At 55.3% G+C, this 12,873-nt stretch carries 11 protein-coding genes; 7 read left to right on the top strand and 4 right to left on the bottom strand.

Translation table 11 applies throughout. The annotated features are described in order from the left end of the window. Positions 1–52 precede the first annotated feature (52 nt). The gene (gene psiE, locus DD606_RS11925; protein WP_000202963.1) at positions 53–463 is read left to right on the top strand and encodes a phosphate-starvation-inducible protein PsiE; all 411 of its coding nucleotides are present in this window, start codon (positions 53–55) and stop codon (positions 461–463) included. Positions 464–559: 96 nt separating this feature from the next. On the opposite strand, the gene malG is transcribed toward psiE, so the two are convergent. The 3 genes from malG to malE form a co-directional block, all read right to left on the bottom strand. Next, a complete protein-coding gene (malG, locus tag DD606_RS11920; protein ID WP_003860332.1) occupies positions 560–1,450 on the bottom strand; it encodes a maltose ABC transporter permease MalG in 891 nt (296 codons plus the stop codon). Positions 1,451–1,464: 14 nt separating this feature from the next. After that, positions 1,465–3,009 (bottom strand): maltose ABC transporter permease MalF, encoded by a 1,545-nt coding sequence (gene malF / locus DD606_RS11915; protein WP_003860331.1) that lies wholly within the window; start codon positions 3,007–3,009, stop codon positions 1,465–1,467. Positions 3,010–3,130: 121 nt separating this feature from the next. Further along, entirely contained in the window at positions 3,131–4,321 is a 1,191-nt protein-coding gene (malE, locus tag DD606_RS11910; protein WP_003860330.1) for a maltose/maltodextrin ABC transporter substrate-binding protein MalE, read from the bottom strand. A gap of 371 nt (positions 4,322–4,692) precedes the next feature. Here malE and malK point away from each other — a divergent pair, with 371 nt between their 5' ends. The 5 genes from malK to ubiA all read left to right on the top strand — a co-directional run bounded on the left by malK (position 4,693) and on the right by ubiA (position 9,772). Further along, positions 4,693–5,802, top strand: a complete 1,110-nt coding sequence (malK, locus tag DD606_RS11905; protein WP_003860329.1) for a maltose/maltodextrin ABC transporter ATP-binding protein MalK — start codon at positions 4,693–4,695, stop codon at positions 5,800–5,802. Positions 5,803–5,844: 42 nt separating this feature from the next. Further along, positions 5,845–7,170 carry a maltoporin gene (locus DD606_RS11900; protein ID WP_045894836.1) on the top strand — a complete coding sequence of 442 codons (1,326 nt, stop codon included), beginning with the start codon at positions 5,845–5,847 and terminating at the stop codon, positions 7,168–7,170. Positions 7,171–7,281: 111 nt separating this feature from the next. Then, positions 7,282–8,220, top strand: coding sequence for a maltose operon protein MalM (gene malM / locus DD606_RS11895; protein WP_045894761.1), 939 nt, complete (start codon positions 7,282–7,284; stop codon positions 8,218–8,220). Positions 8,221–8,392: 172 nt separating this feature from the next. After that, on the top strand, positions 8,393–8,890 hold the full coding sequence (gene ubiC / locus DD606_RS11890; protein ID WP_022646736.1) for a chorismate lyase: 498 nt from the start codon (positions 8,393–8,395) through the stop codon (positions 8,888–8,890). 12 nt (positions 8,891–8,902) lie between these two features. Beyond that, positions 8,903–9,772 (top strand): 4-hydroxybenzoate octaprenyltransferase, encoded by an 870-nt coding sequence (gene ubiA, locus DD606_RS11885; RefSeq protein WP_023315219.1) that lies wholly within the window; start codon positions 8,903–8,905, stop codon positions 9,770–9,772. Positions 9,773–9,861: 89 nt separating this feature from the next. Here ubiA and plsB read toward each other — a convergent pair whose 3' ends face one another. After that, positions 9,862–12,282, bottom strand: a complete 2,421-nt coding sequence (gene plsB, locus DD606_RS11880) for a glycerol-3-phosphate 1-O-acyltransferase PlsB (RefSeq protein WP_003860322.1) — start codon at positions 12,280–12,282, stop codon at positions 9,862–9,864. Between the two features lie 154 nt (positions 12,283–12,436). On the opposite strand from plsB, the gene DD606_RS11875 reads away from it, so the two are divergent. Beyond that, entirely contained in the window at positions 12,437–12,805 is a 369-nt protein-coding gene (locus tag DD606_RS11875; RefSeq protein ID WP_003860321.1) for a diacylglycerol kinase, read from the top strand. Positions 12,806–12,873: the final 68 nt, after the last annotated feature.

Raw genomic sequence — 12,873 nt, 5'->3', positions numbered from 1 at the left:
CGTCACATTTTTGCGTTATACAGGAACCTCGCCCTGGAGAATGAGGTGCTGTATGACATCCCTGACTCGTCCGCGCGTTGAGTTTATCTCAACGATACTCCAGACCGTACTGAACCTCGGTCTGCTGAGCCTTGGCCTGATCCTGGTCGTTTTTCTGGGTAAAGAGACGGTGCATCTGGCGGATGTGCTCTTTGCTCCTGAGCAAACCAGCAAATACGCACTGGTGGAAGGCCTGGTGGTCTACTTTCTCTACTTTGAATTTATCGCCCTGATTGTGAAGTACTTTCAGTCCGGCTTTCACTTCCCGCTGCGCTATTTTGTCTACATTGGCATCACCGCCATTGTGCGGCTGATCATCGTCGATCATAAATCCCCGCTCGACGTGCTGATCTACTCGGCGGCGATCCTGCTGCTGGTGATCACCCTCTGGCTGTGCAACTCAAAGCGGCTAAAACGCGAATAAAAAAAGGGCGCTCCGAAGAGCGCCTAACAACAGTCACAAGTTGGTTCAATACAATACGTCTAAAGTTGAGGGTTGCAGTGGCATAACAAATGAAACTTAACCTTTCACACCGCCCGCCGTCAGGCCGTTGACCAGCCAGCGCTGGGCCAGCAGGAACACCACGGTAATCGGGATGGCAGAGAGGACGGCCGCCGCGGCAAAGTCGCCCCACAGGTAGTTTTGCGGGTTGAGATACTGCTGCATACCGACGGCCAGGGTGTAGCTGTTTACATCGCGCAGTAACAGAGAGGCGACCGGTACTTCGGTGATCGCCGCGATAAACGACAGAATAAACACCACCGCCAGAATCGGCACCGACAACGGCAGCAGCACCAGGCGGAACGCCTGCCACGGTGTCGCGCCATCCAGTGCCGCCGCTTCTTCCAGCGAGCCGTCGATGGTTTCGAAATAGCCTTTAATGGTCCACACGTGCAGGGCGATACCGCCGAGATAGGCGAAGATCACGCCGCCGTGAGTGTTCAGGCCGATGAACGGCACGTACTGGCCCAGACGGTCAAACAAGGCATATAACGCCACCAGCGACAGTACGGCCGGGAACATCTGGAAAATCAGCATCCCTTTCAGCAGGGTCGCTTTGCCCGGAAAACGCATACGGGCGAAGGCGTAAGCACAGGTGGTGGAGAGCGTCACGATGCCGATGGCTGTGATGGTTGCCACCTTCACCGAGTTCCACAGCCACAGCAGCACCGGGAACGGCGGCGGCGTGACGCGGCCATCCGCGTGTTCCACGCTGAAGCCCAGCGCGAGCTTCCAGTGCTCCCAGGAGATTTCGTCCGGGATCAGGCTCCCGGTGGCGAAGTTCCCCGAACGCAGGGATATGGCGATAACCATCAGCAGCGGGAACATGATCGCCGCGATGAAAATCAGCAGGCCTAAGTGCGTCGCGAGGAGGCGCAGTTTCTGAGATTTGGGTTGTACCATTGCCATGTTCAGTGCCCTCCTTAGTCAAATTTCATACGTGTGGCTTTCAGGTTCACAATCGCCAGGGCGCCCACCAGCAGGAAGATCAGGGTGGCAATCGCCGCCGCCAGGCCGAAGTCCTGACCGCCGCCGCCCTCGAAGGCGATGCGGTAGGTGTAGCTCACGAGCAGGTCGGTATAGCCTGCCGGCGTGGTGGTGCCGAGACGGTCCGGGCCACCGTTAGTCAACAGCTGAATCAGCACGAAGTTGTTAAAGTTAAAGGCGAAGCTGGCGATCATCAGCGGCGTCAGCGGCTTAATGAGCAGCGGCAGGGTAATTTTGAAGAAGTTCTGGAACGGACCCGCGCCGTCCATCGCCGAGGCTTCGTAAAGGTCGTCCGGGATGGCCTTCAGCAGCCCCATGCACAGGATCATCATGTACGGATAGCCCAGCCAGGTGTTCACGATGATAATCATCGAGCGAGCGGTGGTCGGGTCGCTGAACCAGGCCGGTTTAATGCCGAACAGCGCGCTCAGCATCATGTTGATTTCACCGAAGCTCTGGTTAAACAGCCCTTTGAAAATCAGAATCGAGATGAACGACGGCACGGCGTACGGCAGAATCAGCAGCACGCGGTAAATCGCTTTGCCCTTCAGGGACTCCCACTGCACGAGGCAGGCCAGCACCATGCCCACGGCCACGGTCAGGATCACGGTCAGCACCGAGAAGACCACCGTCCAGACGAAGATGGCGAAGAACGGTTTCTGGATGCCTTCGTCGGTAAACACGCGGGTAAAGTTGTCCCAGCCGATGGTGACGGTATAGCCCGGGCTGAGTTTGTCATCCCCCCAGCTGCCGTCGGCATTCACCGACTGATAGAAACCGATATCGTTGTTCGGGCGGTACTTCACGCCGCTCTGGTTGTTGGTCAGCGTGCCGTCATCCGCCAGGGTATAGAGCGGTTGGGTGCCGGAGAACTGGCGCAGCGAGCTCATGATCACTTTGCTTTCGTCTGGCAGTACGGCGGTGAGCTGGGTCAGTGCCTGGCGATTCTGGGTGATGATACGCAGGTTGGCACGTTCACCTTCCGGCAGGGCCGCAGCCTCTTTTAAGGTCAGCTTCTGCTCACCGCCAAATTTGAACGCGTCGGAAAGATAGGTTTTGCCGCTCTCACCGTCAGTGAGCGCTAACTTCCACTCATCACCCGCAGGATACAGGCCGAAGTTAAAGGTTTTACCCGCCTGATAAGAACGGTCCAGAAGCACCTGGGTGGCACGCTCCTGCGCGAGCTGGTTGGTGCTGCTGTAGTTGGTAAAGGCAATCGCGATGGTGCAGATCAGCGGAAAGAGGACAAACAGCCCCATCCCGGCAACGCCCGGGTAAACATAGCGCCAGGCATACGCTTTACGGTTGGCGAAAATATACAGGCCAACCGAGCTTAAAATCAGCGTCATGATGGCGAATAGGTATTCCCCTTGCACGTACATTAAAACAACAAGGTAACCCACCAGCAGACACAGCAGACCTATCACTGACCACTTCAGTGCGTCGCTTTGCCACCAGTGTTTCTTTTTAATGACATCCATGGGGTTCTTCCTCTACAACGGTGGAAACTTATCGTCAGGTGGCGCTGCGCTTACCTGACCTACGGATCGTGCCGTAGTCGTAGGGCGGGTAAGCGCATGCGCCACCCGCCGTTTTTCAGACTTACTTAGTAATACGACCCTGAGCATCTTTCAGCGCGGCATCGACAGTCTGGCGACCGCTTGCAGCGTTGATGACGGCGGTACGGGTGGCGTACCAGAATGCAGCCATCTGAGGGATGTTCGGCATGATTTCGCCTTTCTGGGCGTTATCCATGGTGGCCGCAATACGTGGATCTTTCGCCAGCTGATCCTGGAAGGATTTCAGCGCAACGGCGCCCAGCGGTTTGTCCTTGTTCACTTCATCCAGACCCTGATCGGTCAGCAGGTAGTTTTCGAGGAACTCTTTCGCCAGCTCTTTGTTCGGGCTGGCGGCGTTGATGCCTGCGCTCAGCACGCCCACGAACGGTTTAGACGGTTTGCCGTTGAAGGTTGGCAGCAGGGTCACGCCGTAGTTGATTTTGCTCTTGTCGATGTTGGTCCAGGCCCACGGACCGTTGATGGTCATCGCGGTTTCGCCTTTGTTGAACGCCGCTTCCGCGATGGAGTAGTCAGTATCCGCGTTCATGTGTTTGTTCTTAATCAGGTCAACCAGGAAGGTCAGACCTTTTTTCGCGCCCGCACTGTCCACGCCCACGTCTTTCACGTCATATTTGCCGTTTTCAAACTTGAACGCGTAGCCGCCGTCGGCAGCAATCAGCGGCCAGGTGAAGTACGGTTCTTGCAGGTTGAACATCAGAGCGGATTTACCCTTCGCCTTCAGCTCTTTATCCAGAGCAGGGATCTCTTCCCAGGTTTTCGGTGGGTTTGGCACCAGGTCTTTGTTGTAAATCAGTGACAGGGCTTCAACCGCTATTGGGTAAGCGATCAGCTTGCCGTTATAGCGAACGGCGTCCCAGGTGAACGGGAACAGTTTGTCCTGGAAGGCTTTGTCTGGCGTAACTTCTGCCAGCAGGCCAGACTGCGCGTAGCCCCCGAAACGGTCATGCGCCCAGAAGATAATGTCCGGACCATCGCCCGTTGCCGCAACCTGCGGGAACTTCTCTTCCAGTTTGTCCGGGTGCTCTACGGTGACTTTGATACCGGTGTCTTTCTCGAATTTTTTGCCCACTTCGGCCAGACCGTTATAGCCCTTGTCGCCGTTAATCCAGATAACCAGCTTACCTTCTTCAATTTTGGCGAGAGCCGGTGCGGAAATCATCATTGCTGCGAGGGCGGACAATGCGAAAACGCGTGCGCCAGTCTTGATCTTCATATCTGCCATCCTTTATTGGTGATGTGCTCGTGGATACATAAGGTGGTTCAACGTGACTCAGTCTCCTTATTTGACATCCTCTTTCCATCCTCCCAGTCCCTACGCCCCACCCCCTGTTTGTGTGATCCCTGTAACATAAATTTAAGTTATGAGTGCTGGCGCACATAAAAACCCACTGAATTTTGCAGGCCGCTTCACGATTTTCGCCTCGGCCCCTCAGCTGCGGTCGCAGAGCCTGCTCTCTCATCCTCCCGCCTCCTCCCCCATAAAAAAGCTGGGGGGTGGAGGATTCACGAAAGTAATGGAACACGCATAGTGAACTTATCTTGAATGTTTCTGTCGGTGACAGGTTGTAACGAAGGGAGAAGGGCATGGCGAGCGTACAGCTGCGTAATGTAACGAAAGCCTGGGGCGACGTAGTGGTGTCAAAAGACATCAATCTGGACATCCACGAAGGTGAATTTGTGGTGTTCGTGGGTCCATCAGGCTGTGGTAAATCGACTCTGCTGCGTATGATTGCCGGTCTTGAAACCATCACCAGTGGCGATTTATTTATTGGTGATACCCGAATGAACGACATCCCGCCAGCTGAACGCGGCGTGGGCATGGTGTTCCAGTCTTATGCGCTTTATCCGCATCTTTCCGTTGCCGAGAACATGTCCTTTGGCCTGAAGCTGGCCGGCGCGAAAAAAGAGACCATTAACCAGCGCGTCACCCAGGTGGCGGAAGTGCTTCAGCTGGCACATCTGCTGGAGCGTAAACCGAAGGCGCTCTCCGGTGGTCAGCGTCAGCGTGTGGCGATCGGCCGTACGCTGGTGGCCGAGCCGCGCGTGTTCCTGCTCGATGAACCTCTCTCTAACCTGGATGCCGCCCTGCGCGTCCAGATGCGTATCGAAATCTCCCGTCTGCACAAACGCCTTGGACGCACGATGATTTACGTCACTCACGATCAGGTCGAAGCGATGACGCTGGCCGACAAAATCGTGGTGCTGGATGCCGGTCGCGTGGCGCAGGTGGGCAAACCGCTGGAGCTGTATCACTACCCGGCAGACCGCTTTGTTGCGGGCTTTATTGGCTCGCCAAAGATGAACTTCCTGCCCGTAAAAGTGACCGCGACGGCAATCGAACAGGTACAGGTGGAGCTGCCAAACCGTCAGCAAGTCTGGCTGCCGGTCGACAGCGCCAACGTACAGGTGGGGGCCAATATGTCCCTCGGTATCCGCCCTGAGCATTTACTGCCGAGCCACATCGCTGATGTGACGCTGGAAGGTGAAGTTCAGGTCGTCGAACAGCTTGGTCACGAAACACAGATTCATATCCAGATCCCCGCCATCCGTCAGAACCTGGTCTACCGCCAGAATGACGTGGTGTTGGTAGAAGAGGGTGCCACATTCGCTATCGGTTTGCCGCCAGAGCGTTGCCATCTGTTCCGTGAGGATGGCACTGCATGTCGTCGGTTGCACAAAGAGCCAGGCGTTTAAGCATTCCAATTACAAAGAAAAGCAATGATCTCAGGAGATAGAATAATGATTACTCTGCGCAAACTTCCTTTGGCAGTTGCCGTCGCAGCGGGCGTAATGTCTGCTCAGGCACTGGCAGTGGATTTCCATGGTTATGCTCGTTCTGGTATCGGCTGGACGGGTAGTGGCGGTGAACAACAATGTTTCCAGGCAACAGGCGCACAAAGTAAATACCGTCTCGGTAACGAATGTGAAACCTACGCTGAACTGAAACTGGGCCAGGAAGTGTGGAAAGAAGGCGACAAGAGCTTCTATTTCGACACCAACGTAGCGTACTCCGTGGCACAGCAGAATGACTGGGAAGGTACCGATCCGGCGTTCCGTGAAGCTAACGTGCAGGGTAAAAACCTGATTGAATGGCTGCCAGGCTCCACCATCTGGGCCGGTAAGCGCTTTTATCAGCGTCATGACGTACACATGATCGACTTCTACTACTGGGATATCTCTGGTCCTGGTGCTGGTATTGAAAACATTGATCTGGGCTTCGGTAAACTGTCTCTGGCTGCGACCCGTTCCCAGGAAGCTGGCGGTTCAACCTCCTTCAGCAGCAACCATATTTACGATCAAACCAAAGATACCGCAAACGACGTGTTTGACGTGCGTCTGGCCGGTCTGGAAACTAACCCGGACGGCGTGCTGGAACTGGGTGTTGATTACGGTCGTGCGAACACCACTGATGACTATCAGTTAGCGAACGGCGCATCTAAAGATGGCTGGATGTTCACCGCTGAGCATACTCAGAGCATGCTGAAAGGCTACAACAAGTTTGTGCTGCAATACGGCACAGATGCGATGACCACGCAAGGTAAAGGTATTCCTCAGGGGTCCTTCAGCGATGCCTTCGACAATAATATCAACAACAACGGCAGCCTGTGGCGCGTGCTGGATCACGGTGCAATCTCTCTGGCCGAGAAGTGGGACCTGATGTATGTGGGTATGTACCAGAACGTCGATCTGGATAACAACTTGGGTACTGAATGGTACACCGTGGGCGTGCGCCCGATGTACAAATGGACGCCGATCATGAGCACCCTGCTGGAAGTGGGCTACGACAACGTCAAATCTCAGCAAACCGGCGATCGCAACAGTCAGTACAAAATTACCCTGGCGCAACAGTGGCAGGCTGGCGACAGCATCTGGTCTCGTCCGGCTATCCGTCTCTTCGCTACTTACGCGAAGTGGGATGAAAAATGGGGTTACGCGAAAAACGGTAACGGTGATGTCACCCGCTACGCAATCTCTGACTCCACCGGCAACGGCCAGTTCTCTAACAGCCGCGGCGATGACGACGAGTTCTCCTTCGGTGCCCAGATGGAAATCTGGTGGTAATCGCATCCTGATCTGACGATGTAACCTGGGGGGCGAAAGCCCCTCAATTCCTGAGGTACTGCGCGCTATTGCCTGGCCACCGCAGTGCTTACGCTTTCTGAGGTGATAACAATGAAAATGAAGAAAAATCTCGTCGCGCTGTGCCTGTCAGCGGGTCTGCTGGCCTGTGTGCCTGGCGTTACGCTCGCTGACGTCAATTATGTCCCGCAGAATACCAGCGCAGCGCCTGCCATTCCGACAGCTGCTCTACAGCAATTAACCTGGACGCCGGTGGATCAATCCAAAACGCAGAGCACACAGCTTGCGACGGGTGGCCAACAGCTCAATGTGGCTGGCATTACCGGGCCGGTAGCCGCCTATAGCGTACCGGCTAATATCGGTGAGCTAACGTTGACTTTATCCAGTGAAGTTAACAAACAGACCAGCGTTTTTGCGCCGAACGTTCTGATCCTCGATCAGAACATGACGCCATCCGCCTATTTTCCCAGCAGCTATTTCACCTATCAGGAGCCGGGTGTAATGAGCGCGGACCGCCTGGAAGGGGTAATGCGTCTGACCCCCGCGCTCGGGCAGCAAAAGCTCTACGTACTGGTCTTCACCACTGAAAAAGATTTGCAGCAAACCACCACTCTGCTCGATCCGGCAAAAGCCTATGCCAAAGGGGTCGGTAACGCCATTCCCGATATTCCCGATCCGATTGCGCGCCATACCACCGACGGCCTGCTAAAGCTTAAGGTGAAAACCAACAGCAGTTCCAGCGTACTCGTAGGCCCGCTGTTTGGCTCATCTGGCCCGGGGCCGGTAACGGTGGGTAATACTGCCGCGCCTGTGTATGCCGCGCCAGCCGCAACACCGGCCGCGGCTCCGGCCCCGGCGAAAAAAGCCGAGCCGGTGCTTAACGATACTGAAACGTACTTTAACAACGCCATCAAGCAGGCGGTTAAAAACGGCGATGTCGATAAAGCGCTGAAACTGCTTGATGAAGCCGAGCGTTTAGGTTCAACCACTGCCCGTTCCACCTTTATCAGCAGTGTAAAAGGCAAGGGGTAACCGTCTCCCCACAGTGCTGATTTTGTTAGTCGTTTGGTGCGCCTTCACGGGCGCACTTTTTTTGGCTAAGTTGCACCATTGTTGCGATAGTGATCGTTAAATTCTGTTTGTCCGTCCTCATTTTGCCAATCTGCGATACAATGCTTTTACGTTATGTATCGGAGAGTCTGGCATGTCACACCCCGCGCTCACGCAGCTGCGTGCGCTACGCTATTTCGACCACATCCCTGCGCTTGACCCGGAACAGCTGGACTGGCTGCTGCTGGAAGATTCCATGACAAAACGTTTTGAGCAACAGGGTAAAACGGTCACGGTGACGATGATTCAGGAAGGGTTTGTCTCGCCTGCGGAGATTGCCAGCGAGCTGCCGCTGCTGCCGCAGGAAGAACGCTACTGGCTGCGTGAAATTTTACTCTGTGCGGATGGCGAGCCGTGGCTTGCCGGGCGGACGGTGGTTCCTGAGTCTACACTTTCCGGGCCGGAGCTGGCATTGCAACGCCTCGGCAAAACGCCCCTGGGGCGCTATCTGTTCACCTCGTCTGAACTGACCCGTGATTTTATTGAAATTGGTTGCGATGCCGATTTGTGGGGGCGCCGTTCCCGCCTTCGTTTGAGTGGCAAGCCGTTAATACTGACGGAACTCTTTTTGCCTGCATCGCCGTTGTATTAAGAGGGAGAAAAAATGGAGTGGAGTCTGACGCAGAATAAGCTGCTGGCCTATCACCGCCTGATGCGTACTGATAAACCCATTGGCGCGCTGCTGCTGCTGTGGCCGACCTTATGGGCGCTGTGGGTTGCCACGCCGGGTGTGCCGCCGCTGTGGATCCTGGCGGTGTTTGTGGCGGGCGTCTGGCTGATGCGCGCTGCGGGTTGTGTGGTCAACGACTATGCTGACCGGAAATTTGATGGACATGTTAAGCGCACCGCGAATCGTCCTCTGCCGAGCGGTCAGGTGACCGGGAAAGAGGCGCGCATTCTGTTTGTGGTGCTGGTGCTTCTCTCTTTCATGCTGGTGTTAACCCTTAACACCATGACCATTCTACTGTCCGTTGCGGCTCTGGCGCTGGCCTGGGTTTACCCGTTCATGAAGCGATACACCCATCTGCCGCAGGTGGTATTGGGTGCGGCATTTGGCTGGTCGATTCCCATGGCGTTTGCCGCGGTCAGCGAGTCCGTTCCGCTCAGCTGCTGGCTGATGTTCCTGGCGAATATTCTCTGGGCCGTTGCGTACGATACCCAATACGCGATGGTCGATCGCGATGACGATCTCAAGATTGGCATCAAATCGACGGCGATCCTGTTTGGTCGTCACGACAAGCTGATCATCGGCATATTACAGGTGGCGGTGCTGGCGCTGATGGTGGCGATTGGTCGCCTGAACGGGCTGAACTGGGAGTTTTACTGGTCCGTACTGGTGGCGGGGCTGCTGTTTGCGTATCAGCAGAAGCTGATCGCGAAGCGCGAGCGTGAAGCCTGCTTTAAAGCGTTTCTGAATAATAACTACGTCGGGCTGGTGCTGTTTCTGGGCCTGGCGATGAGTTACTGGTCATAAAAAAGCCGGGTGGCGGCTTCGCCTTACCCGGCCTACGATTTAGCGGAACATGTAGGCCGGGTAAGCGTTAGCGTCACCCGGCTTTAGCATCATTCGCCCTGCGTCGAACTCTCAATCGTTAAACGCACATCCGCGGTAATCAGCTCTGCCAGCATCTGGTAAACCTTCATCGTCTCTTCCGGCTCGGCATCGCCCGTATCGCTAATGTACCCTTCGTCGCGCAGCGTCAGCACCAGGGAGCTGAATACCGCTTTGTCGAAGAATTCCGGGGCGTTAATGCCATGCAGAACGGAGAGGCGCTGGGCCAGCGTCCGGCTCTCTTTTTCCAGCGTACCGCGGTTGATGGACGGATTTGCACTCAGCAACCAGAAGGTAATGGCGTAGCGCTGCAACGTCTCACGCGCACCGGAAGCCAGGAGCTGCAAGGTACGTGAACGTGACGGATTGATATGCAGTTCATCATCACTGATGGTAATCAGCCCCTGACGATGCATCTCTGCCGTCATTTTATCGAGCTCTGCCGCCAGTTCATCCTTACTCCAGCGCAGGAACAGCTCCGCTTTCAGCATCGGGTAGATGGCCTGAATATGGCGCAGCAGCTCCTGACGCGAAATACGGCGGTGCTGGGTAATAATGGCCGCCATCAGCGACGGCAGCATCAGCATGTGCGTGATGTTATTACGGTAGTAGGTCATCAGCACGGCCTGCTCGCGCGGCAGAATGATGATGTCACCAATCGTATCTTTCTCGACTTCGAACTTGTTCATCTGCAACGCGTGATCGATCAGCTCGCTGGCGGTGGCAGACGGCACGGTCGAATCCACGGAATACGGCACGTTGCGCATGATATCCAGGTAGCAGTCAATCTGCTCGGTCAGCTGTTCGCGGGTCAGTGAACGCTGGCGAGAGGCCAGAAGCGCAGTACAACACAGGTTCATGGCGTTTGCCGCACCAGCATTGTTGATGCGTACCATCAGCTCGGATGCAATGCCGTTGACCGTTGGCGTCAGCCAGGCCGGACGTACCGCTTCGATAGGATCGATAGACTCGCGCCACTCCGGAACATGATGGTTCAGATATGTCATCAGCGGCAGGGGCTCGCCAAAGTTCACGTATCCCTGGCCGAGGTTGCGCAATTTACTCAGCCCACGCAGCATCTGCGGCAGACTCTCTTTCTCTTTAGTCGCACCGCGCAGCTCTTTCGCGTAGGTGCCCACTTCCATCACGTGTTCATAACCGATGTAAATCGGCACCAGCGTGATAGGACGGGTACCGCCACGCAGCATGGCCTGAATGGTCATCGACAGCGTGCCGGTCTTTGGATCGAGCAGACGACCGGTACGCGAGCGACCGCCTTCAACAAAGTACTCCACAGAATAACCGCGGCTGAACAGCTCGCCCAGATACTCCCTGAAGACGGTGGAGTAAAGCTTGTTACCTTTAAAGGTACGACGAATGAAGAACGCACCCAGACGGCGGAAAATCGGGCCTGCTGGCCAGAAGTTCAGGTTGATACCGGCAGCAATATGCGGTGGCACCAACCCCTGGTGATAGAGCACGTAAGAGAGCAACAAGTAGTCCATGTGGCTGCGGTGGCAGGGCACATAGACAATCTCGTGGCCGTCGTGCGCTAACTGACGCACGCGTTCGGCGTTGTGGACGTTAATCCCCTGATAGAGGCGGTTCCACGTGAAGCCGAGGATACGGTCAGAGAGGCGAATCATCTCGTAGGAGAAGTTCGCGGCGATCTCTTCCATCAGCGCGATTGCGTTCTGCTGCGCTTTCTCGTGCGAAATTTTCTTGCTGCGCGCTTCGTCTTCTACGGCACGGGCAATCGCTTTGGAAGCCAGCAGCTTGTTGAACAGATCCTGACGTGCCGGGAGACGTGGTCCAACGGCCGCCAGACGCTGACGTGCAAAGTGCATACGCGCAACGCGCGCCAGCTTTTGCGCAATGATTTTGTCAGTGCCGTGTTCATCCGCCATGCGGCGCAGTGAAACGGAAGGTGAGAAGCGGACAAAACTGTCGCGTCCCAGCCAGGAGACGGCGAAAAACTTCTGAATGCCGTTGAGCATACGCAGCGGCGGGTTCTCTTCCCCTTTTTCGCGCCCCGGACGACGGCCAAACATCACCGACACCGGCACCATCTGCACGTCCAGATCGGGGTTGCTGCGGTGCAGATCGAGGTAATCATGGAACAGCTTAATGGACTCTTCTTTCGGCGTGTAATAGGTGAACACGCGCGGCCCGCCATGGATGAACACGTAGCGTGGCAGCAGCGTACCGTCGACTTCCAGCGGTTCAAGTGGGTCAGGTAAATCGTGCGCCAGACATTGAGCGCGAAGCGTCAGCAGGTCTGCCTTCGAGTTATAAGGCAAAACGTACATAATAGGGCGCGACGTATCGAGCCCTAATTCCAGCGCAGGTTCTGCTGGGATAGACTTACTTTTTACCAGGACGCTTAATGGTAAATTAAGTAATTTGTAGTAAATTCGTGGCCAGCCGGACATAAACGATGTAAAGCCTCTGGTTAATAATGCAATTGCGGCGCAAGGATAACAGAAAGCGCGCAAAATTTCTGTTGTTACCCGTCATACTTCAGGTTGCAGCAAAACGCGCTGCGGCTTTAGTTACAGACGCTATTTATCATAAAAGGTTCTTTTAATGGCCAATAATACCACTGGGTTAACTCGAATCATTAAAGCTGCCGGTTATTCATGGAAAGGTTTCCGCGCTGCATGGGTTAATGAAGCCGCTTTCCGCCAGGAGGCGGTTGCTGCAATCGTTGCCGTTGTCATCGCCTGCTTCCTTGATGTTGATGCTATCACCCGCGTACTGCTCATCGGATCTGTCTTTCTGGTGATGATAGTGGAAATTCTTAATAGCGCTATTGAGGCCGTTGTTGACCGAATCGGGTCGGAATTCCATGAATTGTCTGGCCGGGCGAAAGACATGGGTTCCGCTGCCGTACTGCTGGCGATTATCACTGCGGCGATCACCTGGGTCACGCTGCTTTGGTCGCATTTCCGATGAGCCTCGAGGAATAATTAAGTCCCTGGTTTTTTGTGCAGTTTTTGGTTCCAAAATCGCCTTTGACTGTA

The sequence above is a fragment of the Enterobacter cloacae complex sp. GF14B genome, from assembly GCF_004136805.1.
Lineage (GTDB): Bacteria > Pseudomonadota > Gammaproteobacteria > Enterobacterales > Enterobacteriaceae > Enterobacter > Enterobacter hormaechei_C.
The sequence above is the reverse complement of the archived record's forward strand: the minus strand, read 5'-3'. Positions and strand labels throughout refer to the sequence as shown.

What these genes read in the sequence shown, in the direction of transcription:
- psiE (WP_000202963.1), top strand. Translation starts at nt 53, where the DNA reads ATGACATCCCTGACTCGTCCGCGCGTTGAGTTTATCTCAACGATACTC.
- malG (WP_003860332.1), bottom strand. Translation starts at nt 1,450, where the DNA reads ATGGCAATGGTACAACCCAAATCTCAGAAACTGCGCCTCCTCGCGACG.
- malF (WP_003860331.1), bottom strand. Translation starts at nt 3,009, where the DNA reads ATGGATGTCATTAAAAAGAAACACTGGTGGCAAAGCGACGCACTGAAG.
- malE (WP_003860330.1), bottom strand. Translation starts at nt 4,321, where the DNA reads ATGAAGATCAAGACTGGCGCACGCGTTTTCGCATTGTCCGCCCTCGCA.
- malK (WP_003860329.1), top strand. Translation starts at nt 4,693, where the DNA reads ATGGCGAGCGTACAGCTGCGTAATGTAACGAAAGCCTGGGGCGACGTA.
- malM (WP_045894761.1), top strand. Translation starts at nt 7,282, where the DNA reads ATGAAAATGAAGAAAAATCTCGTCGCGCTGTGCCTGTCAGCGGGTCTG.
- ubiC (WP_022646736.1), top strand. Translation starts at nt 8,393, where the DNA reads ATGTCACACCCCGCGCTCACGCAGCTGCGTGCGCTACGCTATTTCGAC.
- ubiA (WP_023315219.1), top strand. Translation starts at nt 8,903, where the DNA reads ATGGAGTGGAGTCTGACGCAGAATAAGCTGCTGGCCTATCACCGCCTG.
- plsB (WP_003860322.1), bottom strand. Translation starts at nt 12,282, where the DNA reads ATGTCCGGCTGGCCACGAATTTACTACAAATTACTTAATTTACCATTA.
- DD606_RS11875 (WP_003860321.1), top strand. Translation starts at nt 12,437, where the DNA reads ATGGCCAATAATACCACTGGGTTAACTCGAATCATTAAAGCTGCCGGT.